Below are 26,742 nucleotides of genomic sequence, written 5' to 3' on the forward strand. Positions count from 1 at the left end.
AAATGACTACGTTATTGTGCCGGTTCTAAAAATTCGAACAGCGAAACTGGACTTGCCAATGAATAAAGTGCTGATCGTGGATGATCACCCCGTCATTCGTCTTGCGGTACGTATGCTGATGGAACGTCATGGCTACGAAGTCATTGCAGAAACCGATAATGGCGTGGATGCGTTACAACTTGCTCGTGACCAGATGCCGGATATCGTCATTCTGGATATCGGTATTCCGAAACTTGATGGCCTGGAAGTCATTGCGCGTCTTACGACAAGTGCGATGCCATTGAAGGTGCTGGTACTGACGTCCCAGTCACCGGGACACTTTTCCATGCGCTGCATGCAATCGGGGGCAGCGGGTTATGTTTGCAAGCAACAGGATCTGACGGAGTTGCTGAGTGCAATCAAGGCGGTACTGTCCGGGTACAGCTACTTTCCGAATCAGGCGTTGCATACCGTGCGGACAAGCCTGGGTAATGCCAGCGAGGCCGATATGGTAGACCGCCTGTCCGGGCGCGAAATGATGGTGTTGCAGCAACTGGCGCGCGGAAAGACCAACAAGGAAATTGCCGACGGGATGTTTCTCAGCAACAAGACCGTGAGTACCTACAAGACCCGATTGCTTTTGAAGCTCAACGCGCGTTCGCTGGTCGATTTGATCGAACTGGCCCAGCGAAACGGTCTGGTCTGAGGTTTGAGTGGCTGACGGATCATGGGCGGATCGAAATCAGCGTGCGACAGAAAGAGAAAAGCCTCCGTTTCGGGAGGCTTTCAAATGTCAGAGATCAAAATCGTAATCGGCCAATTGCTTTTGCAGTCGGCGCTCCTCAAGCAGGTTGTCGATGGTTCGGCGTTTGCTCAAGTTGGTCTTGGCGACTTCAACCACAGGTTCGGCATCGTCGGCCTCCGTGGCGATAAAGTCGTCGTCCGCTTCCAATTGCTCTTTGCTGGTGCTCATAAGGTCAACTCCAGGCTAAGACTGCCTTTGGCGCTCCTTATATCGATATTCCAGCAGATGGTAAAAAAGATTTTTTCAATCGATAAATCAATAAAACCAATACCCGCTCAATCGTCAGAAGTTTTGTGCTTGTATTCACACAGATCTTCGATCCGACAGCTGCCACAGCGGGGTTTGCGCGCCAGACACACGTAGCGTCCGTGAAGAATCAGCCAGTGGTGCGAGTCGAGAAGGTATTCTTTTGGCACAAACTTCATCAGCTTCTTTTCGACTTCAACCACGTTTTTCCCTGGTGCAATGCCGGTGCGGTTACTGACCCGGAAGATATGAGTGTCCACGGCCATGGTCAGTTGGCGGAATGCGGTATTGAGCACGACGTTAGCGGTCTTGCGGCCAACGCCGGGCAAGGCCTCCAGCGCTTCGCGCGTCTGCGGGACTTCGCCATTGTGCAGCTCGACCAGCATGCGACAGGTCTCGATCACGTTTTTGGCCTTGCTGTTATAGAGGCCGATCGTCTTGATGTACTCGGACAACCCATCGACGCCCAAGGCGTGAATGGCCGCCGGCGTGTTTGCCACCGGGAACAGCTTCGCCGTCGCCTTGTTGACCCCGACGTCTGTGGATTGCGCGGACAGAATCACCGCGATCAACAGTTCGAAAGGCGAGGAATAGGCCAGTTCGGTCTTGGGCTCGGGGTTGTCCTCGTGAAACCGGCGGAAGATCTCCAGACGTTTTGCGGCATTCATGGGTGATGCGTTTCCTCGGGTAGGGCGGCAGGGCGAGTCCAGGCCTGACGGGCGGCCAGTAACAGTCCAAGCAGTATGAAGGCGCCGGGAGCCAGCGTCGCGAAATGCAGGCCATCACTGAACAGAATCAAACCTTGCCAGTGTTCCGACAGGTGATGGCCGATGCTGCCTTGACCGATCAGCTCACGCAACACCGCGAGCACAATCATCAGCGCGGCAAACAGGCCACCCAGTTTCAGACGGCTGCGGACCGGCTGGCAAAAAAAACCACTGTGCTCCAGCACGACGCACTGCAAGCCGAGCAGCGCTGCATAAAGACTGAGCAGGTGATGCCACTGCATCGCGCCGCGTTGCAGAAAAATATCGGCGCAGCCCGCCAGGGTCGCTGCCAGCATCACACTGACCGGTAGCAGGCTTTCGCTGCTCAGGCGCGAGCGCAACGGTGCCATGCACAAGCCGTAAATGCCCACGACAACCGTAAACATCACCAGCGTCGCCAGCGCACCTGCCATGGAGTCGGTGGTGCCGATCAACAGCACCAGCATCATTGAGTTCGACAGAGTTGCTGTCGTGTTCATGGCGCGCTCCCGAGCAGGGTCGTTCGGTGTTCATCGAAGTAACGCAGGGCATCGTGGATGGCGTTGATGGCCGCACGGGAGGTGATGGTCGCCCCCGCGATCTGGTCGAACTGCCCCTGATCCTTTTTCAGCGCCCATCCGGCGTCGGTCGGTTGGTTGCTCGATTTTCCGGTGAAGTTCTGAAGCCAGCTATTTGGCCAATCGCCGAGGTGCCCACCCAGCGACGGCGTTTCGTTTTGCTCGAGGGTTTTCACACCGAGCAATCGGCCATTGGCATCGATGGCAATCAACAACTCGATCTGGCCGGCATAACCCTGGGTCTGGCTGCGCAGCAGGATCGCCACGGGCTGGCTGCCTTTGGTCGCCCGATAACCGCCCAGTAGCTGGCTATGGCTCAGGTTGACGTCGGTCAGCGTCAGAGGTTGTTCAAGCGGCAGATTGTCGTAAGCGTCGATCGGCAGTACGTCCAGCCATTTACGATTTTCAAGAAGCCGCTGTTCGGCGGCGATCTGCGGCGCATTGCTACGTTGCACCAGCCATGTCACGCCGATGCCCAGCGCGGTAATCATCCCCAGTGTGATGAGACTGCTCGTCCGGTTCATGGTGTCACCTGCGCCTGACGAGCCACCGCGAAGCGCTCCAGCGCCGGCACGCACAGGTTCATCAACAGCACCGCAAACGCCACCCCGTCGGGGTAACCGCCCCAAGTGCGAATCACGTAAGTCAGCAACCCCACGCCGACGCCGAACAGCAAACGGGCGAGTGGGCTTTTAGCCCCCGACACCGGTTCGGTGACGATGAAGAACGCACCCAGCATGGTCGCGCCACTCAGCAGGTGAAACAGCGGCGAGCCGTGGGAGTCGGATCCCGAACCGTTCCAGCACAGCAGGCTGATCACCAACAGGCTGGCGAGCATGCCGACCGGCGCGTGCCAGCCAAACACCCGACGTTGCAACAGGAACAATCCACCGGCGAGGAACGCCAGGTTCACCCATTCCACGCCGTGTCCGCCAAAGCGACCGAATGCCGGATTGCCGACAAACAGTTCGTCCATGGTCAGGCTTTTATTGATGCGCAGACTGTCCAGCGCGGTGGCCTGAACCCAGGCGTCGGGCTGCGCGCCAAGGTTGAACACCTGGCCAAAAGCTGCCGTCAGATCCATGCCATGAGCCGGCCAGTGTGTCATTGGCTGAGGGAACATCACCATGGCCAGTGCGAAGCCGAGCATGGCCGGATTGAACGGGTTGCGGCCCACGCCACCGTACAGATGTTTGCCCAGCAACAGGCCCGAGGCGATTGCCGTGACCGTCAGCCACCACGGGCAATAAGGCGGCAGGGCAATCGCCAGCAGCGTGGCGCTGACCACTGCGCTGCCGTCGGTCAAGGTGGCCTGCATCGGTTGTCGACGCAGGTGTGTCACAACGGCTTCAACGCTCAAAGCCGTGACGACCGACAAGACCAGGTTGATCAACACGCCCCAACCGTAAAACCAGAACAACGCCAGCCATCCTGGCAATGTCGCCAGCAAAACCAGCTTCATTGCCTGTTGCAGGCGCTCGTCTCTGGTTTCAATGGATGACATGGGCTTGTACCTGCCGCTCTGCTTCCTGCAGGCGGGCGCGGGCTTTTTCGAGGATGTCGGCGGGCGTGCCGTCGCGCCGTTGCAGCTTGTTCAGGTCGGCGCGAGCGTAGGCCAGTTCGGTTTTCAGTTGGCGAAGCCGGTCGTCGATCGGGCGTTTCTCGACGCGCACAAGCTCCGGCGCCGGTTGATCGCTGGCGGCTTCGGCGTTGTGCAGCGCCTGTTCGGCGTCACGCAGCGCTTGCTCCAGTGAGGCGATTTCAACTGCGGGAGCCTCTGCGGTTTGCGCTTTTTTCAGCTCGGCGCGGCGCATCGCCAACTGGATCTTCGCCCGTTTCAGATCGGCGTCCTTCGCCGGGGCGGCTGAGACAGGCGCAGGTGCCGCGCTGCTTTCCAGCTTCGCCAGTGCCTGTTCGGCGGCTTCGAACTGCTGCTGCAGGACGATCAGTTGCGACTGCTGATCGAAGGTCGGCGGATGACCGAACGCCTTGAGCGACTTGTTCAATTGCGCCCGGCTCATGGCCACGTCGATCTTGGCTTTTTTCAGCGCGGCATCGGCGGTTGCGGCTTTTTGCGCGCGCACCCGTTCAAGTGCCGCCTGCACCGGATCGAGCGTGTTGGCGGCGACTTCGACCTGTGCCGCACGCTGCGCCCGGGCTTCGCGTTCGGCCTGCTTCTGCTGTTCTTCGCGTTGCAGGCGAGCATTGCGCCGTTCGAAACGTTGCCGTGCGTGATCGCGTTTGGCCGCGCGGGCTTGCTGTTCTTCAAGGCTGGCAGCCAGGCCGCCGACCACCGGCAGCGTGCCCGGCGGCAGCGGGTGCATCTCGATGCAATCGACCGGGCAGGGCGCCACGCACAGATCGCAACCGGTGCATTCGTCGATGATGACGGTGTGCATCAGTTTTGCCGCGCCGACGATGGCGTCGATCGGGCAGGCCTGGATGCACTTGGTGCAGCCGATGCATTCGGCTTCACGGATGAAAGCCACCTGCGGCGGCGCCGAACCACGGCTGATGTCCAGCTCGAGTACCGGTATTTTCAACAGTTCGGCCAGCGCCGCGATGGTTTCGTCGCCACCCGGTGGGCACTTGTTGATCGGCTCGCCGTTGGCGATGCCTTCAGCGTAGGGTTTGCATCCGGGATGGCCGCACTTGCCGCATTGGGTCTGCGGCAGCAGGGCATCGATGCGTTGAATCAGACTCATGTTTTGATCAGTCCACTGAATCCGAGAAAAGCCACGGCCATCAGTCCGGCACCGATCAACAGGACCGGCAAACCACGAAAGGGCAGGGGAATATCGTTGTCGGCCATGCGTTCACGCAAATCGCTGAACAGGCTCAACACGAGCCAGAAACCCAGACCGGCGCCAAGACTCAGCGCAATCGCATGAAACAGGCCTTTATCCGTTTGCGCGTTGATCAGCGTCAGCCCCAGTACACCGGCATTGCCCAGCAGCAGCGGCCACAAGCCATCGAATGGCAGCGTGGGTCGCCAATGCGCCAGCAGTTTCAACAACGGCGCGATCAGCAGGGTGCTCAACGGCAGGAACACAAACAGCCGCAGGAATTCCAGTTGCAACGGCACCAGCAGCCAATGCCAGATCGCATAACCCGCCACGCCGACAATCAACATCAGACACAACGTTGCCAGCCCCAGCGCATGCACTTGACGGCGTTCACCCGCCAGCAGCGGATCGACGCCCAGCGGCCAGTGCAACACGAAGTTGTTGATCAGCGCAGCACTGAAGAGCGTAAGCACGAGTTCGGTCATGGTTCTGCCGGTGGCAACGGGCGTATGTCACTTAAGGTTAGGCATTTATCCGGGAGCCGTGGAACGCGGGCCGGATATGAAAAATCCCACAGGCGCACGGAGCACGCCTGTGGGATCAGTCAGGGCAGAACCTTACTTGATGCGCTGACCCGGCTTGGCGCCGCTGTCCGGGCTCAGCAGGTAGATTTCTTCACCGCCAGGGCCGGCTGCCATCACCATGCCTTCGGAAATGCCGAACTTCATTTTCCGTGGCTTGAGGTTGGCGATCATCATGGTCAGGCGACCGTCGAGTTTCGACGGATCCGGGTAAGCGCTCTTGATCCCGGAGAACACGTTGCGTTGCTCGTCACCGATATCCAAGGTCAGACGCAGCAGCTTGTCGGCGCCTTCAACGTGTTCGGCCTTGACGATCAGCGCCACGCGCAGGTCGACGGCGGCGAAGGTGTCGAAGTCGATTTCCGGCGCCAGCGGATCCTTGGCCAGTTCGCCGTTGCCGGCAGGCGCGGCGGCGCCGGTGTCGGTCTGGCTGGCGGTCAGGTCTTCTTTCGAGGCGTCGGTCATGGCTTGCACTTTTACCGGGTCGATGCGGGTCATCAACGGCTTGAATTCGTTCAACTGGTGGTTGGCCAGCAGGGTGGTGTGGTCGTTCCAGGTCAGCGGGGCGACGTTGAGGAACGCCTCGGCATCGGCGGCCAGCAACGGGAGCACCGGCTTGAGGAAGATCACCAGTTGGCGGAACAGGTTGATCGCGGTGGCGCAGACCGCCTGGACTTCATCCTGCTTGCCTTCCTGCTTGTTCAGCGACCATGGTGCCTTGTCGGCGATCCAGGCGTTGGCGCGGTCGGCCAAAGCCATGGTTTCGCGCATGGCACGGGCGAAGTCGCGGGCTTCATAGGCATCGGCGATGCTCGGCGCGGCGGCCAGGAACGCTTCAGTCAGTTCCGGTGCGGCGTTGTTGTCCACCAGCAGGCCGGCGTTGCCCTTCTGGATGAAACCGGCGCAACGGCTGGCGATGTTGACGACTTTGCCGACCAGGTCGGAATTGACCTTCTGCACGAAGTCTTCGAGGTTCAGGTCGAGGTCGTCCACGCCACGGCCCAGTTTGGCCGCGTAGTAGTAGCGCAAATACTCCGGCGACAGATGGTCCAGGTAGGTACGGGCCTTGATGAAGGTGCCGCGGGACTTGGACATCTTCTGACCGTTGACGGTCAGGTAGCCGTGAACGTTGATGCCGGTCGGCTTGCGGAAACCCGCGCCTTCGAGCATCGCCGGCCAGAACAGGGCGTGGAAGTTGACGATATCCTTGCCGATGAAGTGGTACAGCTCGGCGGTGGAGTCCTTGCCCCAGAACGCGTCGAAGTCCAGCTCCGGCGTACGGTTGCAGAGGTTCTTGAAGCTGGCCATGTAGCCGATCGGCGCGTCCAGCCACACGTAGAAATACTTGCCCGGCTCGCCGGGGATCTCGAAGCCGAAGTACGGCGCATCGCGGGAGATGTCCCACTGTTGCAGGCCGGCGTCCAGCCATTCGGCGATCTTGTTGGCCACGGCGTCCTGCAGGGTGCCGCTGCGGGTCCAGGCCTGCAGCATTTCCTGGAAGTCCGGCAGCTTGAAGAAGAAGTGCTGGGAATCCTTGAGCACAGGGGTGGCGCCGGAGATTGCCGACTTCGGATCCTTCAGGTCGGTCGGCGCGTAGGTCGCACCGCATTTTTCGCAGTTGTCGCCGTACTGGTCTTCGGTGCCGCATTTCGGGCAGGTGCCCTTGATGAAGCGGTCGGCCAGGAACATTTTCTTTTCCGGGTCGAAATACTGGGTGATCGAACGTTGGGCGATGTGCCCGGCGTCACGCAGCTTCAGGTAGATCTGGCTCGACAGCTCACGGTTTTCTTCGGCGTGAGTGGAGTGGAAGTTGTCGAAGTCCACCAGGAAGTCGGCAAAGTCGGCGCTGTGTTCAGCCTGGACGTTGGCGATCAGTTGTTCCGGGGTGATGCCTTCCTTTTCCGCGCGCAGCATGATCGCCGAACCGTGGGCGTCGTCGGCGCAGACATAAATGCACTGATTGCCGCGATGCTTCTGGAAGCGCACCCACATATCGGTCTGGATGTATTCCAGCATATGGCCAAGGTGGATCGAACCGTTGGCGTAGGGCAGGGCGCTGGTGACGAGAATCTTGCGTGGTTCGGACATGTGGGGCTTCGCTACTTGATGAAACGGAGGTCGGCCACTATAAAGCGCCGGGAAAGATATTTCACCTCTGCAAATCGTTGCCGGACATGCCGTCCGGAGGACAGAAGGGGTAGGATACCCGCCATCTTTTCCCAGTCTTGTTATCGGAGTTGCCCATGAGCGCCGTCACTCGCGCAGCGGTGGAAGCCGTCCTCAGCCAATACACCGACCCTTATCTGAACCAGGATCCGGTCAGCGCCGGTTGCGTGCGCAACATCGAAATCACCGGCGATCGCGTCAGCGTGCAGCTGGAAATCGGTTATGCCGCCGGTCTGTTCAAGAGCGGCTGGGCGCAATTGCTGCAACTGGCCATCGAAAACCTCGACGGCGTGGTGACGGCGAAGGTCGAGGTCAACAGCGTGATCGCCGCGCACAAGGCCCAGGCGCAGATTCCGGGGCTGGCCAACGTCAAGAACGTGGTCGCCGTGGCGTCGGGCAAGGGCGGCGTGGGCAAGTCCACCACCGCCGCCAACCTGGCGCTGGCACTGGCCCGCGAAGGCGCGAAGGTCGGGATTCTCGACGCCGATATCTATGGCCCGAGCCAGGGCATCATGTTCGGCATTGCCGAGGGCACCCGCCCGCAGGTCAAGGATCAGAAGTGGTTCGTGCCGCTTCAGGCCCATGGTGTGGAAGTGATGTCGATGGCGTTCCTGACCGACGACAACACGCCAATGGTCTGGCGCGGGCCGATGGTCTCCGGCGCGCTGCTGCAACTGGTCACGCAAACGGCGTGGGGCGACCTGGATTATCTGGTGATCGACATGCCGCCAGGCACGGGCGACATCCAGCTGACCCTGGCGCAGAAAGTCCCGGTGGCCGGCGCCGTGATCGTCACCACCCCGCAGGATCTGGCGTTGCTCGATGCGCGCAAAGGCGTGGAGATGTTCCGCAAGGTCAACATTCCGGTGTTGGGTGTGGTGGAAAACATGGCCGTGCACATCTGCTCGAACTGCGGTCATGCCGAGCATCTGTTCGGTGAGGGCGGTGGCGAGAAGCTGGCGACCCAGTTCGGCGTCGAGCTGCTGGCCTCGTTGCCGCTGTCGATGCTGATCCGCGAACAGGCCGACGGCGGCAAACCGACGGTGATTTCCGAGCCGGACAGCCAGATCGCCATGGTCTATCAGGAGCTGGCCCGCCATGTCGGCGCGCGGATCGTGTTGCAGGAAGCTGCTTCGCCGGCGATGCCGAACATCACCATCAGCGACGATTGATTTTGCCGCGGCGCTAAAAAAACTGTGGGAGCGAGCTTGCTCGCGATAAGGCCATGACATTCACTAATGATGGTGACTGTTGTACCGCTATCGCGAGCAAGCTCGCTCCCACAGAGTTTGTGGCAGGGCTTAAATGCGCAACCCGCCATCCATCTCCAGAATCCGGCCGGTGTAGTAGTCGTTCTCGAAGATGTACGCCGCCGAGTGGGCGATCTCTTCCGGCTTGCCCATGCGCTTGAGCGGAATGCCCGAGGTCATTTTCTCCAGCGCTTCAGGCTTCATGCCCAGGGTCATCTCGGTTTCGATGAAGCCCGGTGCAATGCCGGCCACGCGAATGCCGTAGCGCGCCAGTTCCTTGGCCCAGGTCACGGTTGCCGCAGCGACACCGGCCTTGGCGGCGGAGTAGTTGGTCTGGCCGACGTTGCCCGCGCGGGAGATCGACGAGATGTTGATGATCGCGCCGCTGTTTTTCAGCTCGACCATTTTCGCCGCCACTTCACGGGTGCAGAGGAACACGCCGGTCAGGTTGACGTCGATCACCGCCTGCCACTGGGCTAGGCTCATCTTGGTCATTTCGCCATCCTTGACCTTGAGCAACAGGCCGTCGCGCAGGATCCCGGCGTTGTTGATCAGGCCGTGGATCGCGCCGAAGTCTTCGGCGACCCGGGCGACCATGTGCGTCACCTGCTCTTCGTTGGCGACGTTGCACAGGTAGCTGCGCGCCTCGACACCCTTGGCCTTGCAGGCCGCGACCGCGTCGTCGAGTTTTTCCTGGTTCAGGTCAACCAGCGCCAGCTTCGCGCCCTTGCCCGCTAAATACTCGGCCATCGAGCGGCCCAAGCCTTGGCAACCGCCAGTGATAATGATTACTTTGTCGTTGAGTTGCATTCGCATGCCCCCGAGAGCAGGTCAGAGTGGTGTCCTTTAAAGAGCCTCTCGATCTGCGCCTGACATGGCCCGGCTGCACATGAGAACTGCCCCTGAGGCGACTGATACTTATCCGTGTCGCCTGTCCGTTTTTTCGACGGATTCTATTTAAGGAGTCATAAATTGAGCGTTGAAGCGGCTAAGAATGCCCGAGAATTGCTTCTCAAGGAATACCGTGGCGTGCTGTCGACCCACTCCAAATCAATGCCCGGTTTTCCGTTTGGCTCGGTGGTTCCTTACTGCCTGGACGAGCAGGGCCGGCCGCTGATCCTGATCAGCCGCATCGCCCAGCACACCCACAACCTGCAGAAAGACCCGAAATGTTCGCTGCTGGTGGGGGAGCGCGAGGCTGACGATGTGCAGGCCGTTGGTCGCCTGACCTATCTGGCCGAAGCAGAAAAACTCGAAGACGCGGCCGCCATCGAGGCTGCCGCCGAGCGCTACTACCGTTATTTCCCCGATTCGCGGAATTACCACAAGGCTCACGATTTCGATTTCTGGGTGCTCAAACCCGTGCGCCATCGCTACATCGGCGGTTTCGGCGCGATCCACTGGGTCGATCACCTGACCCTGGCCAACCCCTTCGCCGGCAAGGCCGAAATCAGCATGGTCGAGCATATGAACAGCGACCACGCCAAGGCCATCGCTCATTACGTCGACTTGGCAGGGCTGCCGAAAACGGAACCGGCGCAAATGGCTGGTATCGACACCGAAGGCATGCACCTGCGCATTGGTCAGGCGCTGTACTGGCTGCCGTTTCAAGCGCCTTGTCATACGCCGATACAAGTGCGCGAGGCCTTGGTTTCTCTGGCTCACGCCGAGGTCTGGCCAAAAAATGCCGTGGCCGATGCTTGAATTCACGAAAGGGCGACGTCATCTAAGGCTTACTGCAAGGCATTTCTTGCGTTGAGGAAACTTTGATGCGCCCTTTTTTGTTGCTCTTTCTGCTGTTCCCGGTGTTGGAGCTGTTCGTATTCGTCAAAGTGGCAGGATCGATCGGATTTTTCCCGGCCCTGCTGCTGATTATTCTCGGCTCGATGTTCGGCGTGTTCGTGCTGCGCATCGCCGGGCTGGCTACCGCACTGCGTGCCCGTGAAAGCCTGAACCGCGGCGAACTGCCTGCGCAAACCATGCTCGAAGGCCTGATGCTGGCCCTGGCCGGTGGTCTGCTGATCCTGCCGGGCTTCATCAGCGACGTGTTCGGTCTGGTGCTGCTGTTGCCGTTCAGTCGTCGACTGGTCGCCAACAAAATGCGCCAGCGCGCCGAAGAGCAGGCCATGCGCCAGCGAGCGTTCGCCGATGACCTGCAACCTCGCGGCGGTCCGGCACCGCGCCAGCCTCTCGGCCGCGAAGGCGATGTGATCGAAGGCGAATTCGAACACCGCGACACCAAGTAACTTCTGTATCGACACGGCACCTTCGGGTGCCGTGTTCGTTTGCGGGGCGAGTTCATGCAGCCGCGTGAAAATTTTTTGACCCCCGCCCTTGTAATAAGCTTCTGCGCCCTTATGTATCGGTCACCGAAAGGTTCCGACATTTTGAGTCGGACAGACTTCCGCGGTTCGCTCGACGAGCCGCAACCGGCGCAGGCCGGATTCGTTAAACCCGCCGGGACTACACCGGCCGATGAAAACCACAATTAGGAGAGATCGACAATGAAGCTTCGTCCTCTGCATGACCGCGTCGTCATCCGTCGCAGCGAAGAAGAAAAGAAAACCGCTGGCGGTATCGTCCTGCCAGGTTCGGCTGCTGAAAAAGCCAACCACGGTGAGATTCTGGCTGTAGGCCCGGGTAAAGCACTGGAAAGCGGTGAAGTGCGTGCACTGTCCGTGAAAGTGGGCGACAAGGTTGTGTTCGGTCCGTACTCCGGCAGCAACACTGTGAAAGTCGACGGCGAAGACCTGCTGGTAATGAGCGAGAACGAAATCCTCGCCGTTATCGAAGGCTGATAACCCCGTTCATTTTCCCGCTACTACAAAGTATTTAAGGAATATCGATCATGGCTGCTAAAGAAGTTAAATTCGGCGATTCCGCCCGCAAGAAAATGCTGGTTGGCGTAAACGTACTGGCTGACGCGGTAAAAGCGACCCTGGGCCCGAAAGGCCGTAACGTAATCCTTGAGAAGAGCTTCGGCGCTCCGACCATCACCAAGGACGGCGTTTCCGTCGCCAAGGAAATCGAACTCGAAGACCGTTTCGAAAACATGGGCGCGCAGCTGGTCAAAGACGTTGCCTCCCGTGCCAACGATGACGCTGGTGACGGTACTACCACCGCTACCGTTCTGGCTCAGTCGATCGTCAACGAAGGCCTGAAAGCCGTTGCTGCCGGCATGAACCCGATGGACCTGAAGCGCGGTATCGACAAAGCGACCATCGCTGTCGTTGCCGAGCTGAAGAAGCTGTCCGCGCCATGCACCGACACCAAAGCGATCGCTCAGGTTGGCACCATCTCCGCCAACTCCGACAACTCCATCGGCGACATCATTGCCGAAGCCATGGAAAAAGTCGGTAAAGAAGGCGTGATCACCGTTGAAGAAGGCTCGGGCCTGGAAAACGAACTGTCGGTTGTAGAAGGCATGCAGTTCGACCGTGGCTACCTGTCCCCGTACTTCGTCAACAAGCCGGACACCATGGTCGCCGAGCTCGACGGCCCGCTGATCCTGCTGGTCGACAAAAAGATCTCGAACATCCGCGAAATGCTGCCAGTACTGGAAGCCGTTGCCAAAGCCGGCCGTCCACTGCTGATCGTTGCCGAAGACGTTGAAGGCGAAGCCCTGGCGACTCTGGTCGTGAACAACATGCGTGGCATCGTTAAAGTCGCAGCCGTCAAGGCTCCGGGCTTCGGCGACCGTCGCAAGGCCATGCTGCAGGACATCGCCGTTCTGACCGGCGGTACCGTGATCTCCGAAGAGATCGGCCTGAGCCTGGAAAGCACCACTCTGGAACATCTGGGTAGCGCCAAGCGCGTGACCCTGTCCAAGGAAAACACCACAGTTGTCGATGGCGCTGGCAACCAGGGCGACATCGAAGCCCGTATCGCCCAGATCCGTGCTCAAGTGGCCGAGACTTCCTCGGACTACGACCGTGAAAAACTGCAAGAGCGTCTGGCCAAGCTGTCCGGCGGCGTTGCAGTGATCAAGGTTGGCGCCGGTTCCGAAGTTGAAATGAAAGAGAAGAAAGCCCGCGTTGAAGACGCCCTGCACGCTACCCGTGCAGCCGTTGAAGAAGGCGTGGTGCCTGGCGGTGGCGTTGCGCTGATCCGCGCTCTGAACGCGATCATCAACCTGAAAGGCGACAACGCTGACCAGGACGTAGGTATTGCTGTTCTGCGTCGCGCTGTTGAAGCACCGCTGCGTCAGATCGCTGCCAACAGCGGCGACGAGCCAAGCGTTGTGGTCAACGAAGTCAAGAACGGCAAAGGTAACTTCGGTTACAACGCTGCGAGTGGCGAATACGGCGACATGATCGAAATGGGCATCCTGGACCCAACCAAGGTCACCCGTTCGGCACTGCAAGCTGCATCGTCGATTGGCGGTCTGATCCTGACCACCGAAGCTGCTGTTGCTGACGCACCGAAGAAAGAAGGTGCAGCTGGCGGCGGCATGCCAGACATGGGCGGCATGGGTGGCATGGGCGGCATGATGTAAGCCAGCCTTACCCAGTAACGAAAAACCCCGTCTGCGAGAGCAGACGGGGTTTTTTTTGCCCGCGTTTCAGGGTTCAGGCGTTGACTGGACGGGCCCGCGTGTTGGTTTCAGCCTTGGCTGCCGGGCGATACAGAACCCAGTAATACGAGCCCAGACAGATCAGCCAGCAGAAGATCGCCGTCCACACGTTATGAGAAAAGAAGTGCGCGCCCTGCATCATCCGGCTGATCGAAAACACCGAACCCAGCGCAAAGGCGAAGATGAATGCCTGACGGGCCAGTCGCGGGCGACGGTCGCGCAGCACGAAGAACAACGCAAACAGGGTGAAGCCCGTGGCCGCATGACCACCCGGCCAGCAACGACCAGGCTTGTCGGTAGGCGGGCGATGATCCAGCAGCTTGCTGTAGGTTTCGTGGCCGCCAAACTGTTCGAGGCTCCATGGGCATTGCACCGCTGTCACCGCCTTCACTGGCGTGACAAACGAGGTGGCCAGACCCAGCGACAACACCAGACAGCCCAGCTCACGCTTGAACGGTTTGAGCCGCTCGATGAAAAACGCACCGATGAACCCGAGGATGGCAAACACCGAAAAGGCGATCACCACTTGTTTGGCGCGGTCATGAAGGATGTCTTCGAGAAAAAAACTGTGGCGGCCGATGAAGTCGCCCGCGACCGGGTCGTAAAACAGTCGGGCCAGATCCATGTCCAGGTCGGTCAGTTCCAGCAACACCAGAATGACCGCCGCGACGGCGGGAATGCCCAGGCAAAGCCCTAAATTCAAAGGCCTTGAAGCAGGGCGGGCAGAAATCGAAACCATGGCAATTCCTTCATCGGTAAGGTCTTCAGAGAAGCACAACCGTGTGAGTCTGCGCCCGGTTCTGTCGGCGATTTGTCGGCCGCTCGTGAAAAACTCGTAAAGTCCGGCCATGCATGCAATTAACTCAAATCAATCTACCCGGCGCCTAGCCGTGAGCCACACTTGGCCGTAAGCTGCGCGGGCCAAGACGGCCGCTACCGTGTACGGAGGAGGTGCCCATGCGAATTCTATTGGTCGAAGACAACCGCGATATCCTGGCCAATCTGGCCGATTACCTGGGGCTCAAAGGCTATACCGTCGATTGCGCCCAGGACGGTCTGTCGGGCCTGCATCTGGCGGCCACCGAGCATTACGATCTGATCGTGCTCGACATCATGCTGCCGGGCATCGACGGCTACACCCTGTGCAAGCGCCTGCGCGAGGACGCCCGTCGCGATACGCCGGTGATCATGCTCACCGCTCGCGATCAACTCGATGATCGCTTGCAGGGCTTCAAGTCCGGGGCCGACGATTATCTGGTCAAGCCGTTCGCGCTGTCGGAACTGGCAGCCCGGGTCGAAGCCGTGATGCGCCGCACCCAGGGCGGCGGCCGGCGTGCCCTGCAGGTCGGTGATCTGAGTTACGACCTCGATACCCTTGAAGTGACCCGTGAAGGCAAATTGCTCAAGCTCAATCCGGTTGGTCTCAAGCTGTTGGCGGTGCTGATGCAGAAGAGCCCGCATGTCCTGCGCCGGGAAATTCTCGAGGAAGCGCTGTGGGGCGATGACTGCCCGGACAGCGACAGCCTGCGCAGCCATGTTCACCAATTGCGTCAGGTCATCGACAAACCATTCGCCAAACCATTGCTGCACACCGTGCACGGCGTGGGTTACCGCCTGGCCGAGGGCCGCGATGGAGTTTAAGCAAAGCCTTGCCCAGCGGATCATCATCGCCTTTGCATTGATGAGCGCGCTGGTGGCCGGAGCGTTTGCGATGGGTATCGTCGCGACCGTACACCTGGTCGAGGAAAAACTGATTTCCGCCGGGCTGGGCGGGGACCTGCAACGCCTGCTGCTGATGGACAACGTCTCGGACTGGAGCCACCGGCCGGAGCCGGATCAACTGTTCTACTTCAGCGGCGGGCCGGGCGACTTCGAGCTGCCCAAGGACCTGCGGCACCTGGATTCGGGTTTCCATGAAGTCTTTCGTGAGCAGCTGTCGTATCACGCGATGGTCGAGGTGGTCGATGGTCGCCGCTATGTGCTGCTGCAGGATCAAAGCGATTTCGAAGAGCGCGAGCGCGTGCTGTTCGCCGTAGTGCTGGTGGGCTTCGTACTCAGTCTGGCACTGGCGGTGTTCCTCGGCTGGGTGCTGGCGCGCAAGGTGATGGCGCCGGTGGTAAGGCTGGCGCGCCAGGTGCGCCATCGCGACCAGTTGCTCGGGCTGGCCCCTCCGCTGGCGCCGGATTACGCGGCAGACGAGGTGGGCGAACTGGCGGTGGCATTCGACGCTACCCTCGGGCGCCTGCGTCAGGCCCTGACGCGGGAGCGCTTGTTTACCAGCGACGTCAGCCACGAGTTGCGCACACCGCTGATGGTATTGGCCAGTTCCTGTGAACTGCTGCTGGAAAACCCGGGTATCGATCAGCGCGGCAAGGCTCAGGTCCAGCGCATTGCGCGTGCCAGTGAGGAAATGCGTGAGCTGGTGCAGACCTTCCTGATGCTCGCCCGTGCCCAGCGCGAAGACGCGGGTGCCGCCCCCCGGCACACCCTCGCGCAAGTGGCCGACAGCTTGCTTTGTCTGTGGCGCGAGCCCATCGAATCCAAGGGCTTGCAGCTGATTTTCGAGCCGGGCAATCCGCCCGACACCTGCTACAACGCGACGCTACTCAATGCCGTGATGGGCAACCTGCTGCGCAACGCCTTGCACTACACCGAGCAGGGTTTCATTCGCCTGACGCTCAACGAAAACGGTTTCGTGGTCGAGGATTCGGGCGTGGGCATTCCCGAGGAAAAACGCGAGGCGATGTTCCAGCCCTTTGTACGCGGCAACGAAAAACGCGGCGAAGGATTGGGGTTGGGTCTGTCACTGGTTCAACGCATCTGCGAGAACCAGGGCTGGAGTGTCACGTTAAGCACGATGGAGCCCAATGGCTGCCGGTTCGAGGTCGTTCTGGGCAAGCAGTGAGGATCAATCAATTGATGGGGGGACTCCCGCCAACCTGTCTGATTCCTGTATAACCTTGAAATAGTTTGCCGATTTACATGACGTTTTTTTCACAAAGGGATGACCTGACGCTGACACGCCGCTGCTTAAGGTGGCGTCATCAGTAATTCAGGAGTCCTGGTGATGGCCGGCCCGATCAAACTCGATTTTTCCGAAAAGTACGACGACAACCATGCGCAGAGATATCTGCGCAAACACCAGGAAGGTCTGGGGCGTCGTTTGTCCAATTGGCGGGATCAGCAGTTGGCCCGCAAGGCGTTGACCCTCGTGGGTGAGCCGGGACTGGTGCTGGACTTGCCCTGCGGTGCAGGACGTTTCTGGCCATTGTTGGCGGAAAAACCCAACCGGGTGATCATCGGGGCGGACAACTCCGAGTCGATGATCAAGACCGCCATGCAGGCCCAGCCGGCGGATGTGGTGAAACGGGTACAACCCTTGCACACATCTGCGTTCGACATTGCCTTGCCTGATAACGCCGTCGACAGCATTTTCTGCATGCGACTGTTGCATCACATTGGCGAAGCCGAGCACCGCCGGACGATTCTGCGCGAGTTCGAGCGTGTCACCCGGGACAGCGTGATCATTTCGCTGTGGGTGGACGGCAATTTCAAGGCCTGGAAACGCAAGCGCGCCGAGCGCAAGCGTGGGCAAAAGGGTTACCAGAACCGGTTTGTGTTACCGGCCGCAACAGTTGAAAAGGAATTCGAAGAAGCAGGATTCCGGATCCAGGAACAACTGGACTTTATTCCGCTCTATGCCATGTGGCGAGTCTACGTATTACGCAAGAGGTAAGAGGATGGCAGTGCAATTTGCAGCAGAAACGGAAGTCGCTCCCGAGGATCGCTTCGACTACTACTGGAACCAGCGTGGCGAATGGGTCGAGGAACCCAATGTGCGCCGTGGGGGCGAAAGTGGTGTGCAGCGTGTGGTGGGACGCGATGGTCAACTGCTGTATGCCAAGCGTCAGACAGGCCATATCTATCGTAGTTGGCTGCACCCGTTCGGACGCCCGACCGTATTGCGCGAGCTCGATGCGCTGACCGGGGTCTCCCGTCTCGGCGTCCGGGTACCCGAAATCGTGTTCTGCGGTGCCCTGCCAGACCCCAAATTCAAATGGCGTGCGCTGTTGGTAACCAAATCCCTCGACGGCTTTCAGGAGCTTGAGCAATGGGAGGCCGGCGGCGGTCGTGAGCAATATGGCGAAGCCGTCTATGAGCGCGTGCTCAAGGACCTCGCCGAAAACCTGGCGCGCATGCACAAGGGCCGTTGGCAGCACAGCTGCATCTACATCAAGCACGTATTTGTGCGGGTGACCGGCGAAGGTGATTCAGCCAGGGTCGAAGTCGCCCTGATCGATCTGGAAAAATGCCGTCAGCGTTTGACCGCTTACCGCGCGGCTGCCCATGACATGAAGCAATTGCGCCGCCACTCGTCGTTCAGCGCAACGGACTGGAAAAAACTCGTCTACTTTTATGAGACGGCGTTTGGCAGCGCTATCAAAGGTTTATAGCGATGAAACTAGAAATTGCACGAGGTTTGTTTCTGGTAGGAGCCTTGGCAGTTGCGTCATTGGCGGTGGCGGCCTGGGAACAGCCACGCATGCAGGTGATCGGCGCCTCGGCGAGCGATCCCCATTGCCCGATGCCACGGGTGGCGAAAGCCGCCGTGGCCACTCAGCCGGATCATGATCTGTTGCTGTTCATGTTCGGACTTTCTCAAGGGATGAGGCCGCAGAGTTGAATCGATTGAAATCTCTTTCTACAAGAGCCAAAGGCCTCGCTGATGCGAGGCCTTTTTTATTGCGTCACGCCTTGGGATCGGGTTTCGCCAGCACGGTGTAAACGCACGGTAGAACAAACAGCGTGAACAGCGTCCCGATCGACATCCCGGTCGCGATCACGGTACCGATGTCGAAACGGCTGACCGCACCGGCGCCGGTGGCCAGGATCAGCGGCACCATGCCGAACACCATCGCCGCGGTCGTCATCAAGACCGGGCGCAGACGAATCGCCGCCGCTTCCTCCACCGCCTCGCGGGGTGTCAGGCCCTTCTCCTTGCGCAACTGGTTGGCGAACTCGACGATCAGGATCCCGTGCTTGCTGATCAGCCCGATCAGCGTCACCAGCCCGACCTGAGTGTAGATGTTCATGCTCGACCAGCCGAGGAACAACGGAATCAGTGCCCCGCAGATCGACAACGGCACGGTCACCAGAATCACCAGCGGGTCGCGGAAGCTTTCGAACTGCGCCGCCAGCACCAGGAAAATGATCGCCAGGGCCAGGGCAAAAGTTACCCACAGCGCACTACCTTCCTGGACGAACTGCCGGGAGGCGCCGCCGTAATCGAAAGCAAAACCGGCCGGGGCTTCTTCCCGGGCGATCTGCAACACGCTGTCGATGGCTTCGCCCATGCTCACCAGCGGGAAACCGGACAGTTTCGCCGCGTTGAGTTGCTGGAACTGGTTGAGCTGTCGCGGTCGTGCGCGGTCGGTCACGGTGATCAGGGTCGACAGCGGAAGCAACTCGCCCTGGGTATTTTTCACGTAGTAATTGTTCAGCCAGTCCGGGTTGTCGCGGTAGGCCCGCTCGACCTGGGCGATGACCTTGTAGCTGCGGCCTTCGATGGTGAACCGGTTGATCTCGGCTTCGCCCAGCAGAGTGGCGAGGGTGCCGCCCAGATCCTGCATCGACACGCCCATCTGCGCCGCCTTGGCGCGGTCGATGTCGACCACCACTTCGGGTTTGTCGAAAGCCAGATCGAGGTCAACGAAGGCGAACTTGCCCGACGCCATGACGCGTTTCTTGATCCGGTCAGCCACTTGCAGCAACAGCTCGTAGTCGTTGGCGGTGTTGATCACGAACTCGAACGGCAGGCCTTCGCCGGTGCCGGGCAGGGATGGCAGGTTAAAACCAAAGATCTGCAGGCCGGGAATGCCCTCGAGTTTGCCCTGTACTTCCGGGAGGATTTCCATTTGTGTGCGACTGCGCTCGTTCCACGGTTTGAGCAGGAAACCGCCGATGCCGGTCTGCACGCCGTTATAGCCGTTGATCTGGAACGATGAGTAGTACTCCGGAAACTCCTTGAAGATCTTGATGAACTCGTCGGTGTAGGTGTTCAGGTAATCGAGGTTGGTCGGCTGCGGGGCGTTGGCCATCATGAAAATGATGCCCTGGTCTTCGTCCGGTGCCAGTTCCGACTTGGTGAACTTGAGCAGCACCGGAATCAGGCACAGCACGATCACCGCGAACACCAGCACCACCGGCCGGGTGTTGAGTGTGCCGTGCAGCATGCTTTGATAGCGGCGCTTGAGGCTGTCGAAAATCCGGTCCAGTCGATGGGCCAGACCCGTGGGGTTTTCATCGTGGCGCAACAGCACGGCGCACATCATCGGTGACAGAGTCAGGGCGACGATCCCGGAAATCACCACTGCCCCGGCCAGTGTCAGCGCAAACTCCTTGAACAGCGCTCCGGTCAGCCCGGTCAGGAAACCGATCGGTGCGTACACCGCCGCCAGGGTGATGGTCATCGACACCACCGGCATGGCGATTTCCCGAGCGCCCTGGAGCGCGGCGTCCAGCGGTGTCTTGCCTTCCTCGATGTGCCGGTGAATGTTTTCCACCACCACAATCGCGTCGTCCACCACCAGCCCGATGGCCAGCACCATTGCCAGCAGGGTCAGCAGGTTCATCGAATAGCCCATCATCTGCATGAAGAACATCACGCCGATCATCGACAGCGGAATGGTCACTACCGGAATGACCACCGAGCGCAGGGCGCCGAGGAACAGGAATACCACCACGATCACGATCAGCACCGCCTCGAACAGGGTTTTCACCACTTCGTCGATGGAGGCCTGGATGAACAGCGTGGCATCGTAGGCGATCTCGCTCTTGAGGTTGGGCGGCAACTGGGCCTCCAGCTCCGGCATGATTTTGCGCACTTCCTTGATCACATCCAGCGGGTTGGCCCCGGGCGTGGCCTTGATCCCGATATACACCGAGGGTGTTCCGCCGAACGAACTGATCGAGTTGTAGTTTTCCGCGCCCATCTCGACCCGTGCCACATCGCTGAGCAACACCCGACTGTCGCCACTGACCTTGAGCGGGATCTTGCCGAAGGCTTCGGCGGACTTCAGTTCAGTGTTGGCATTGATGCTGGTGACCACGTACTCGCCTTTCACTTCGCCGGCGGCGGAGAGGAAGTTGTACTGGCGCACCGCGTTGGTCACGTCGCTGGCGCTGAGGCCGAAACCGGCGAGTTTCACCGGATCGATCCACAGGCGCATGGCGAACACCTGGTTGCCGAGAATCTCCGCCTCGGCCATGCCCGGCAGGGTCGCCAGCTTCGGCTGGATCACCCGCGACAGATAGTCGGTGATCTGCGGGTTGTTCAGTTCCTTGCTGAAGAAGCTGATGTACATCAGCGCCGAGGCGTCGGCGGCTTCCTTGCTCAGTACCGGGTCTTCGGCGTCCTGAGGCAGTTTGTTCTTCACCTCGTTGGCCTTGGCCAGCAGTTCGGTGAACAAGCGGTCGCTGTTGGAGCCGATGCGCGCGTAGATCGAAATCACCGAGAAGTTCTGGCGACTGACCGAGGTCATGTAGTCGATGCCCTCGGCGCTGGCCAGACTCTGTTGCATCGGCTGGGTGATGTAGCCCTGGATGGTTTCGGCGTTGGCCCCGGGGTACGCGGTGGTCACCGTGATCAGGGCGTTTTCCATTTGCGGGTACTGACGCAGCGGCAGTTTGCTCCAGGCCTGGAAGCCCAGCAGCACAATCAGCAGGCTGACCACGGTGGCGAGCACCGGGCGGCGGATGAACGGATCGGTAAAAGCCATGGGGTTTCCTTGATCAGTCGGCGCGGGGCGGACTGTTCTGCTCGCCGAGGGTCTTGTCGTCGCTGATGGCAATGTGGGCACCGTTGTCCAGTTTGATCTGGCCGGCCGTCACCACCTGTTCGCCGCTCTGCACGCCCTTGTTGATCACTACCTGGCCATCGCGGCGTTCGCCGGTCTCGACGAACCGACGCTCGGCGATCAGTACCGGTTGGCCCTTGTCGTCCTTTTCGACGGTGCCGTCTTCGGCTTTCTTCTGGGTGACCACGTACGTCGAATTGCCGTAGAGGGTGTAGGTGATTGCGCTTTCCGGGACCACGATGTGTTTCTGCTGATCCGGCAGCAGGACCTCGACGCTGGTGAACATGCCCGGCAGCAACTTGCCGTCGGGGTTGGCCAGGGTGGCGCGCACCAGGATATTGCGGGTGGTGCTTTCGACGATCGGGTTGATGGCGCTGATGGCGCCGGTGAAGTTCTGGCCGGGATACGCCGCGACCGTGATCTGCACCGGCTGACCGATGGCCAGTTTCGGTACCGACTGTTCGGGTACATAGAAGTCGGCGTAGAGGCTGCTCAGATCCTGCAGGGTAGCGATCTTGGTGCCGCTGGCGAGGTAGTCGCCGATATCGACGAGGCGGATGCCGATGGTGCCGCTGAAGGGCGCGACGATGCGTTTTTTGGCCAGCGCCGCATTGAGTTGATTGACCGTGGCCTTGTTCTTTTGCAACTGCGCCGAGAGCCGGTCGAATTCGCCTTTGGAGATGGCGCTGCTGCCGACGAGCTGGCTGCCGCGACCGTAATCCAGCTGCGCGAGACCGAGATCGGCCTTGGCGGTTTCGAGGAAGGCGGCTTCGACGGCGCTGTCCAGTTGCAGTAATGGTTGGCCGGCCTTGACCTTCTGCCCCGATTCGAATTTCAGCTCGGTGACGGTGCCGGCGTTCTCCAGACTCAGGTCGACGCCTTGCAGCGCCTTCAGCGTGCCGACGGTGGGCAAGCGCATTTGCCACGGGCGCTCGACGGCCGTGGCCACGGCGACGCTGATCGGCGGTTTCGGTTTGGCAAAGCCCTGGATCATCGTGTAGATCGAGAAGGCCTTGTAACCGGCGAGTAGCAGAACGATCAGCAGTACAACACCCAACATGATCAGCATGCGGCGACGCAGCATATTCCAGTTCCTTGGAGAAAATCAGGTGAGACAGGCGGGCACATTACCCTGAGTCCGGCAGGGATTCCAACTGCCAGTTTTTATCGGGTATCAGGGAGGAAGGTGGAGTACAGCGGGGCCGCCGACCGAGCGGTCGGCGGCGAATTTCAGGCCATCAGATGAAGATGGTTGTCCCAGAGCCCTGCGGGCAAATCCAGCGGTTTGGCCAGCAGATCGTCCTGACGGCAATCATAGTAGCGGCAGCGTCCCTGACCGGAGGTCACGACAAAACCGTCCTTCACTGCACCGACGCCGGCGCAGTCAGGCAGCGGTGCGTCGAGGCGCACTTCGCCGCTGTCCAGATCCCAGATGAAGAAGCGGTTGCCGCGCGGTGCGGTCAGTGCCACCAGACGCAGGTCGCTGTGCACGGCGACGCTGGCGGTGTAATGACCCATCGACTGCAACTGATGCTCCGGCACCGGGAACGCCACGAATGGCTGGCCGGGACGTTTGATCGCCAGCAGCTCCGAGCGCTCGTGGGACGGCCCCATGAATTGCTGGCCGGCGACGATGGTGCCGTCGCTGGCGATCCCCAGGTGGCGCACGCTGTTCATCTGCTGGGCGAGGGTTTCCTTGCTCAGCAAAGTGCCGTCGCGCTGCATCAGCACCAGGCTCGGCTCCATGGCGTCGAGGTTCATGTCGACCCGGCTTTCGGCCTCGGTGCGGATCCCGCCGTTGGCCACCACCAGGGTTTCACCGTCGGGCATCCACGACACCTGATGCGGGCCGAGACCGTGGGTGGAAATCTCGCCGCTGTGGACCAGCCGTTCGCCTTCGAATTTGTACACCCCGAGCAGGCCACGGCCCGGATCACTGGTGTCGTTTTCGGTGGCGTACAGGTAGTCGCCGCTGTGGTGGATCACCGCGTGGCCGTAGAAATGCCGGTTCGGCTGCGAGGTCACGGTTTGCAGCAATCCACCGTTGCGCAGGTCGATCAGATAGCTCTCGGTGCCCGGCCGGCGGGCGACGAACAGCGCGATCGGCAGCGTCGGGTGATTGATGATGTCGTGGCAGCGCTGGCCGACTGCGGTGGCGAACACTTGAGTGCCGTCCAGCCGATAGCCGACGGCGTAATGCTTGCCGTCGGCGTCGTCCCGCGCCGACAGCAGCAGCGGGCTTTGGTCCTTGCGTTTGAACAGCGTCCAGCCGCCCAGAGTCACTGCTCCCAGCAGCAAACTACCTAAAGTCAGAGCCTGGCGTCGCAGCATGGCACGTGCCCTCATCAGTCACCGTCGTTGGCGTTGAAGCCCAGTTGGATGCCCAGCGCCTTGGCCAGCTCGCCTTCGTGCAGGCGGTGGACGACGTTGAGGCTGTCGTAGATGTCGTTGAGCTGCTGGCGACCGGCGTCGTCGTTGAGCATTTCGGTCAGCGAGCGCTGGGTGCTGGCAAACAGTTTGAGCGACGCCGCGTAGGCTGCATCGATCTTGTCCGCCAGCGGCTTTTGCTCGGCCGGCAGCAGGCCGCGCAGGCCTTTGTTGTCGACGCCTTCCCAGACGGTTTTCGCCGCCGCGAGGCTGGCTTCCAGCGACTCCATGGACGACTGGCTGCGCCATGCATCGGCCTGGAACGGCTGAGGCACGCCCTTGCTCTGACGGCCCATCGGCGTGCCGAGTTTTTTCTTCAGGGTGTCGAGGGCAGTGACCTGTACCCGCAGCAGATCGGCGATCGCTTCGTGCGAGTCTGCGTAGCGCTGGTTCGGGAATTTGCTCATCTGCGCGAGCATGCCGTCGGTGTTGTTCCAACTGCTGAGGATCTCTTCGGCCAGTTGTTTCTGACGCTCGCCGATGGCCACCAACAGCGGGCAGTATTTGGCTTTCTGCGCATCGTTGGCCACATCCGGCTTGGCGTCGAACAGGATGTACTCGTAGGCGGACAGGCCTTGAACCACGACGCTGGACTTGGCCAGGGCGGCCGCATCGATCTGCGGTTGCGCGGTGACCAGTTGCTCGACCTGACGGCCGACCAGGTTTTTCTTGTCCGGCCAGAACTGCACCTGCCACGAACGGTTGCCCTCGGCCAGCGGGCCGATCAGCAGCGGTTGCAGCTCGGCCCAGGCTTTCTGCGCATGCAGGAAGTCGGCACGGGCGGTGTCCAGGGACTCTTTGCCCTGGCAGTAGGCGAGGGCGCTGATGGCCAGTTGCTTGTCGGCTTCGACCCAGCGCGTGTAGGTCGGCAGGATCACCGATTTGGCGATGGCCGCCGAAGTGACGGCTTGCGGGTCCTGCGGCGAGCACGCGCCGAGGGCCAGTGCGGCAAGGCTGGTGAACAACAGCTTGGGACGGAACATGTCGGGCTCCCGATTCTTTTAGGTGTTTAAAGTGAGTTCAAGAACGCCAGCAGCGCGGCACGCTGCTCGGCGTTGAAAGACAAAACCTGTTGCTGCGCCGCCTTGGCTTCGCCGCCATGCCAGAGCACGGCTTCGAGCAAGTTGCGGGCGCGGCCGTCATGCAGAAACTGGGTGTGGCCGCTGACCGCCTGCGTCAGGCCGATGCCCCACAGCGGCGGGGTGCGCCAGTCGCGGCCGGAGGCCTGGAATTCAGTGCGGTTGTCCGCCAGACCTTCGCCCATGTCATGCAGCAGCAGATCGCTGTACGGGCGAATCACTTGATTGGCCAGTTCAGGTTCGGCCGCGTTCGCGGCAGTGGTGTACTTCGGTGTGTGACAGGACTGGCAGCCAGCCTGGAAAAACAGATTCTTGCCGGCCAGCACCTGCGCATCGTTGACCCCTCGACGGGCGGGAACGGCGAGGTTACGGCTGTAGAACAGCACCAGACGCAGGATGTTGTCGCTGACTTCCGGCTCGCCATCCGGGCCGTTGCCGTTCGGCGCCTGTTTGCAGGCGGTTTGTGCGTCGGTGCAGTCATCAAACGGTCTGAGGCTGGTGGTGAGGCCCATATCACCCGAAAACGCATGAACATTCTGTTGATTGAGGTTTGGTTGGCCGGCTTTCCAGCCAAATCTACCCATGACGGTCTTTTGCTGCGCGTCGTCCCAGACCCGGTTTGGCCGACCGTTGACGCCGTTGTTCTCTTTGGCCTGGGCGGTGGCGTTGGCGAGGATCGCTTCTTCGGGGATCGCTTCGAGCAGACCGAGGCCGATCATCGGCGGTGCAACGCGGGAGGAGAAACGCGTGTCCGGGTGCATCGGGCCGTAGCCGAGCTGGGTAATCTGCAAAACCGGTTTACGCAGCTCGACTTCGGTGCCGTCCTTGAAGCGAACCGGCACCGGCGTGTAATCGACCCGCACCTTGCCTTCCGGCGCGACGCCGGGGACAGCCATGTCCTGAAACTGACCGCCGTAGACGGGTTCGGGCACCACGCCCACCTGTTCGATCACCTTGGCATAGGCCGGCGCATCTGGAATCGACAGGCGCACCAGCATCGAAACAGCGTTGGCTGCATCCGGTGTCGGCGGATGACCGCGGCCGTCCTTGATGTGGCAGTTCTGGCAGGCGTTGGTGTTGAACAGCGGGCCGAGGCCATCGCGGGCCGTGGTGGTCGACGGCGCGATCACCCACGGGCTGCGAAAGAAACTGTTGCCGACGCTGAAGTCCACCCGGCGCGAGGGCGGCAGGTTGGCGGACGGCAGGGAAAACGCGTTCTGATCGCTCTTGCGCACGGTCGCCGCGCCGCCGGAACGGGCCTCACCCGGCTCGGCCTTGGTGAAGCGCGGGGCGTCATCGCAAGCACTCAGGCCCAGGGCCAGACACAGTGCGGACAAGCGAAGAGGCAGCGAGGGCATCAGACTTCCTGCGGACGGGCAAAAATAAAGGCGCAAAGTCTAACAGGGCGAGGGAGTTTGAATAAGAGGAATTATCGTTTGCTTGATGTGGGGCGACAGACGCAAAAGAGCCGCGCTCATCGCGGCTTTTTGCATTCAGAGTGCCGGGAAGCCAGCCCGTCGACGTCTCCCGCCAAACCTGACTGTTTTTGATCAGAGCCAAACCCACTGCAGGGCCGGCCTCAAGCCAGCTCTCTTTCTACCAGCGCAGCGAGTTCAGCCTCGCGCTGGGCGATGGCGCCCTCTAGTTCAGGGGAGCGTTTGGCCCATTGT

At 60.6% G+C, this 26,742-nt stretch carries 26 protein-coding genes; 11 read left to right on the forward strand and 15 right to left on the reverse strand.

Going from position 1 to position 26,742, the window contains the following annotated elements:
* Window positions 1–58: 58 nt before the first annotated feature.
* On the forward strand, window positions 59–685 hold the full coding sequence (locus AC1MDC_RS11830) for a response regulator transcription factor (RefSeq protein ID WP_007953203.1): 627 nt from the start codon (window positions 59–61) through the stop codon (window positions 683–685).
* An 87-nt stretch (window positions 686–772) separates the two neighbouring features.
* Here AC1MDC_RS11830 and AC1MDC_RS11835 read toward each other — a convergent pair whose 3' ends face one another.
* From AC1MDC_RS11835 to metG, 8 genes are all read right to left on the reverse strand, one after another.
* Window positions 773–952, reverse strand: coding sequence for a PA3496 family putative envelope integrity protein (locus AC1MDC_RS11835; RefSeq protein ID WP_007953204.1), 180 nt, complete (start codon window positions 950–952; stop codon window positions 773–775).
* Window positions 953–1,059: 107 nt separating this feature from the next.
* Window positions 1,060–1,698, reverse strand: coding sequence for an endonuclease III (gene nth / locus AC1MDC_RS11840; RefSeq protein ID WP_085699672.1), 639 nt, complete (start codon window positions 1,696–1,698; stop codon window positions 1,060–1,062).
* Complete coding sequence (locus AC1MDC_RS11845) at window positions 1,695–2,276, reverse strand: Rnf-Nqr domain containing protein (protein ID WP_085701709.1); 582 nt, start codon at window positions 2,274–2,276, stop codon at window positions 1,695–1,697. Before AC1MDC_RS11845 ends, nth begins: the two co-directional genes overlap by 4 nt.
* Window positions 2,273–2,878 (reverse strand): RnfABCDGE type electron transport complex subunit G, encoded by a 606-nt coding sequence (locus AC1MDC_RS11850; RefSeq protein ID WP_085701708.1) that lies wholly within the window; start codon window positions 2,876–2,878, stop codon window positions 2,273–2,275. The genes AC1MDC_RS11845 and AC1MDC_RS11850 overlap by 4 nt, the downstream gene beginning before the upstream one ends.
* Window positions 2,875–3,858, reverse strand: coding sequence for an RnfABCDGE type electron transport complex subunit D (locus tag AC1MDC_RS11855; protein ID WP_085699665.1), 984 nt, complete (start codon window positions 3,856–3,858; stop codon window positions 2,875–2,877). The genes AC1MDC_RS11850 and AC1MDC_RS11855 overlap by 4 nt, the downstream gene beginning before the upstream one ends.
* Window positions 3,845–5,059: an electron transport complex subunit RsxB gene (gene rsxB, locus AC1MDC_RS11860; RefSeq protein WP_480393039.1), complete on the reverse strand. Its 1,215-nt coding sequence runs from the start codon at window positions 5,057–5,059 to the stop codon at window positions 3,845–3,847. Before rsxB ends, AC1MDC_RS11855 begins: the two co-directional genes overlap by 14 nt.
* Entirely contained in the window at window positions 5,056–5,625 is a 570-nt protein-coding gene (locus tag AC1MDC_RS11865; protein ID WP_480393040.1) for an electron transport complex protein RnfA, read from the reverse strand. Before AC1MDC_RS11865 ends, rsxB begins: the two co-directional genes overlap by 4 nt.
* A gap of 132 nt (window positions 5,626–5,757) precedes the next feature.
* Window positions 5,758–7,809 (reverse strand): methionine--tRNA ligase, encoded by a 2,052-nt coding sequence (gene metG / locus AC1MDC_RS11870; protein WP_085699659.1) that lies wholly within the window; start codon window positions 7,807–7,809, stop codon window positions 5,758–5,760.
* A gap of 155 nt (window positions 7,810–7,964) precedes the next feature.
* Here metG and apbC point away from each other — a divergent pair, with 155 nt between their 5' ends.
* Window positions 7,965–9,059: an iron-sulfur cluster carrier protein ApbC gene (gene apbC / locus AC1MDC_RS11875; RefSeq protein ID WP_085699657.1), complete on the forward strand. Its 1,095-nt coding sequence runs from the start codon at window positions 7,965–7,967 to the stop codon at window positions 9,057–9,059.
* Window positions 9,060–9,188: 129 nt separating this feature from the next.
* On the opposite strand, the gene AC1MDC_RS11880 is transcribed toward apbC, so the two are convergent.
* Window positions 9,189–9,947: an SDR family oxidoreductase gene (locus tag AC1MDC_RS11880; protein WP_085701703.1), complete on the reverse strand. Its 759-nt coding sequence runs from the start codon at window positions 9,945–9,947 to the stop codon at window positions 9,189–9,191.
* 162 nt (window positions 9,948–10,109) lie between these two features.
* Between AC1MDC_RS11880 and AC1MDC_RS11885 the strand changes: the two genes are divergently transcribed.
* The 4 genes from AC1MDC_RS11885 to groL all read left to right on the forward strand — a co-directional run bounded on the left by AC1MDC_RS11885 (window position 10,110) and on the right by groL (window position 13,632).
* Window positions 10,110–10,841, forward strand: a complete 732-nt coding sequence (locus AC1MDC_RS11885) for a HugZ family pyridoxamine 5'-phosphate oxidase (protein ID WP_085699652.1) — start codon at window positions 10,110–10,112, stop codon at window positions 10,839–10,841.
* Between the two features lie 65 nt (window positions 10,842–10,906).
* Window positions 10,907–11,383: an FxsA family protein gene (locus AC1MDC_RS11890; protein WP_085699650.1), complete on the forward strand. Its 477-nt coding sequence runs from the start codon at window positions 10,907–10,909 to the stop codon at window positions 11,381–11,383.
* A gap of 258 nt (window positions 11,384–11,641) precedes the next feature.
* The gene (locus tag AC1MDC_RS11895) at window positions 11,642–11,935 is read left to right on the forward strand and encodes a co-chaperone GroES (protein WP_011335724.1); all 294 of its coding nucleotides are present in this window, start codon (window positions 11,642–11,644) and stop codon (window positions 11,933–11,935) included.
* A gap of 50 nt (window positions 11,936–11,985) precedes the next feature.
* Window positions 11,986–13,632 carry a chaperonin GroEL gene (gene groL, locus AC1MDC_RS11900; protein ID WP_480393041.1) on the forward strand — a complete coding sequence of 549 codons (1,647 nt, stop codon included), beginning with the start codon at window positions 11,986–11,988 and terminating at the stop codon, window positions 13,630–13,632.
* A 73-nt stretch (window positions 13,633–13,705) separates the two neighbouring features.
* Here groL and AC1MDC_RS11905 read toward each other — a convergent pair whose 3' ends face one another.
* Window positions 13,706–14,449, reverse strand: coding sequence for a phosphatase PAP2 family protein (locus AC1MDC_RS11905; RefSeq protein ID WP_085699646.1), 744 nt, complete (start codon window positions 14,447–14,449; stop codon window positions 13,706–13,708).
* A gap of 218 nt (window positions 14,450–14,667) precedes the next feature.
* Between AC1MDC_RS11905 and colR the strand changes: the two genes are divergently transcribed.
* The 5 genes from colR (at window position 14,668) to AC1MDC_RS11930 (ending at window position 18,394) form a co-directional block, all read left to right on the forward strand.
* On the forward strand, window positions 14,668–15,351 hold the full coding sequence (gene colR, locus AC1MDC_RS11910) for a two-component system response regulator ColR (protein ID WP_007953224.1): 684 nt from the start codon (window positions 14,668–14,670) through the stop codon (window positions 15,349–15,351).
* A complete protein-coding gene (locus AC1MDC_RS11915) occupies window positions 15,341–16,615 on the forward strand; it encodes a sensor histidine kinase (protein WP_085699644.1) in 1,275 nt (424 codons plus the stop codon). Before colR ends, AC1MDC_RS11915 begins: the two co-directional genes overlap by 11 nt.
* Before the next feature lie 162 nt (window positions 16,616–16,777).
* Complete coding sequence (locus AC1MDC_RS11920; protein ID WP_085699642.1) at window positions 16,778–17,446, forward strand: class I SAM-dependent methyltransferase; 669 nt, start codon at window positions 16,778–16,780, stop codon at window positions 17,444–17,446.
* A 4-nt stretch (window positions 17,447–17,450) separates the two neighbouring features.
* Window positions 17,451–18,164: a lipopolysaccharide kinase InaA family protein gene (locus tag AC1MDC_RS11925; protein ID WP_227233398.1), complete on the forward strand. Its 714-nt coding sequence runs from the start codon at window positions 17,451–17,453 to the stop codon at window positions 18,162–18,164.
* A gap of 2 nt (window positions 18,165–18,166) precedes the next feature.
* Window positions 18,167–18,394: a hypothetical protein gene (locus AC1MDC_RS11930; RefSeq protein ID WP_011335717.1), complete on the forward strand. Its 228-nt coding sequence runs from the start codon at window positions 18,167–18,169 to the stop codon at window positions 18,392–18,394.
* Window positions 18,395–18,458: 64 nt separating this feature from the next.
* On the opposite strand, the gene AC1MDC_RS11935 is transcribed toward AC1MDC_RS11930, so the two are convergent.
* The 5 genes from AC1MDC_RS11935 to AC1MDC_RS11955 form a co-directional block, all read right to left on the reverse strand.
* Window positions 18,459–21,488, reverse strand: a complete 3,030-nt coding sequence (locus AC1MDC_RS11935) for a multidrug efflux RND transporter permease subunit (protein WP_085699637.1) — start codon at window positions 21,486–21,488, stop codon at window positions 18,459–18,461.
* 13 nt (window positions 21,489–21,501) lie between these two features.
* Complete coding sequence (locus AC1MDC_RS11940) at window positions 21,502–22,650, reverse strand: efflux RND transporter periplasmic adaptor subunit (protein ID WP_480393042.1); 1,149 nt, start codon at window positions 22,648–22,650, stop codon at window positions 21,502–21,504.
* A gap of 146 nt (window positions 22,651–22,796) precedes the next feature.
* On the reverse strand, window positions 22,797–23,897 hold the full coding sequence (locus AC1MDC_RS11945; RefSeq protein ID WP_085701697.1) for a DUF1513 domain-containing protein: 1,101 nt from the start codon (window positions 23,895–23,897) through the stop codon (window positions 22,797–22,799).
* A 14-nt stretch (window positions 23,898–23,911) separates the two neighbouring features.
* Window positions 23,912–24,976, reverse strand: a complete 1,065-nt coding sequence (locus AC1MDC_RS11950) for an imelysin family protein (protein WP_085701696.1) — start codon at window positions 24,974–24,976, stop codon at window positions 23,912–23,914.
* Window positions 24,977–25,002: 26 nt separating this feature from the next.
* Window positions 25,003–26,430, reverse strand: a complete 1,428-nt coding sequence (locus AC1MDC_RS11955) for a di-heme oxidoreductase family protein (protein WP_480393043.1) — start codon at window positions 26,428–26,430, stop codon at window positions 25,003–25,005.
* Window positions 26,431–26,742 lie beyond the last annotated feature (312 nt).

The sequence above is a fragment of the Pseudomonas sp. 1 genome (genome assembly GCF_056626735.1).

Bases quoted from the DNA above. Each gene is read 5' to 3' on its own strand.
- AC1MDC_RS11830 (WP_007953203.1), top strand. From the start codon at position 59: ATGAATAAAGTGCTGATCGTGGATGATCACCCCGTCATTCGTCTTGCG.
- AC1MDC_RS11835 (WP_007953204.1), bottom strand. From the start codon at position 952: ATGAGCACCAGCAAAGAGCAATTGGAAGCGGACGACGACTTTATCGCC.
- nth (WP_085699672.1), bottom strand. From the start codon at position 1,698: ATGAATGCCGCAAAACGTCTGGAGATCTTCCGCCGGTTTCACGAGGAC.
- AC1MDC_RS11845 (WP_085701709.1), bottom strand. From the start codon at position 2,276: ATGAACACGACAGCAACTCTGTCGAACTCAATGATGCTGGTGCTGTTG.
- AC1MDC_RS11850 (WP_085701708.1), bottom strand. From the start codon at position 2,878: ATGAACCGGACGAGCAGTCTCATCACACTGGGGATGATTACCGCGCTG.
- AC1MDC_RS11855 (WP_085699665.1), bottom strand. From the start codon at position 3,858: ATGTCATCCATTGAAACCAGAGACGAGCGCCTGCAACAGGCAATGAAG.
- rsxB (WP_480393039.1), bottom strand. From the start codon at position 5,059: ATGAGTCTGATTCAACGCATCGATGCCCTGCTGCCGCAGACCCAATGC.
- AC1MDC_RS11865 (WP_480393040.1), bottom strand. From the start codon at position 5,625: ATGACCGAACTCGTGCTTACGCTCTTCAGTGCTGCGCTGATCAACAAC.
- metG (WP_085699659.1), bottom strand. From the start codon at position 7,809: ATGTCCGAACCACGCAAGATTCTCGTCACCAGCGCCCTGCCCTACGCC.
- apbC (WP_085699657.1), top strand. From the start codon at position 7,965: ATGAGCGCCGTCACTCGCGCAGCGGTGGAAGCCGTCCTCAGCCAATAC.
- AC1MDC_RS11880 (WP_085701703.1), bottom strand. From the start codon at position 9,947: ATGCAACTCAACGACAAAGTAATCATTATCACTGGCGGTTGCCAAGGC.
- AC1MDC_RS11890 (WP_085699650.1), top strand. From the start codon at position 10,907: ATGCGCCCTTTTTTGTTGCTCTTTCTGCTGTTCCCGGTGTTGGAGCTG.
- AC1MDC_RS11895 (WP_011335724.1), top strand. From the start codon at position 11,642: ATGAAGCTTCGTCCTCTGCATGACCGCGTCGTCATCCGTCGCAGCGAA.
- groL (WP_480393041.1), top strand. From the start codon at position 11,986: ATGGCTGCTAAAGAAGTTAAATTCGGCGATTCCGCCCGCAAGAAAATG.
- AC1MDC_RS11905 (WP_085699646.1), bottom strand. From the start codon at position 14,449: ATGGTTTCGATTTCTGCCCGCCCTGCTTCAAGGCCTTTGAATTTAGGG.
- colR (WP_007953224.1), top strand. From the start codon at position 14,668: ATGCGAATTCTATTGGTCGAAGACAACCGCGATATCCTGGCCAATCTG.
- AC1MDC_RS11915 (WP_085699644.1), top strand. From the start codon at position 15,341: ATGGAGTTTAAGCAAAGCCTTGCCCAGCGGATCATCATCGCCTTTGCA.
- AC1MDC_RS11920 (WP_085699642.1), top strand. From the start codon at position 16,778: ATGGCCGGCCCGATCAAACTCGATTTTTCCGAAAAGTACGACGACAAC.
- AC1MDC_RS11925 (WP_227233398.1), top strand. From the start codon at position 17,451: ATGGCAGTGCAATTTGCAGCAGAAACGGAAGTCGCTCCCGAGGATCGC.
- AC1MDC_RS11930 (WP_011335717.1), top strand. From the start codon at position 18,167: ATGAAACTAGAAATTGCACGAGGTTTGTTTCTGGTAGGAGCCTTGGCA.
- AC1MDC_RS11935 (WP_085699637.1), bottom strand. From the start codon at position 21,488: ATGGCTTTTACCGATCCGTTCATCCGCCGCCCGGTGCTCGCCACCGTG.
- AC1MDC_RS11940 (WP_480393042.1), bottom strand. From the start codon at position 22,650: ATGCTGCGTCGCCGCATGCTGATCATGTTGGGTGTTGTACTGCTGATC.
- AC1MDC_RS11945 (WP_085701697.1), bottom strand. From the start codon at position 23,897: ATGCTGCGACGCCAGGCTCTGACTTTAGGTAGTTTGCTGCTGGGAGCA.
- AC1MDC_RS11950 (WP_085701696.1), bottom strand. From the start codon at position 24,976: ATGTTCCGTCCCAAGCTGTTGTTCACCAGCCTTGCCGCACTGGCCCTC.
- AC1MDC_RS11955 (WP_480393043.1), bottom strand. From the start codon at position 26,430: ATGCCCTCGCTGCCTCTTCGCTTGTCCGCACTGTGTCTGGCCCTGGGC.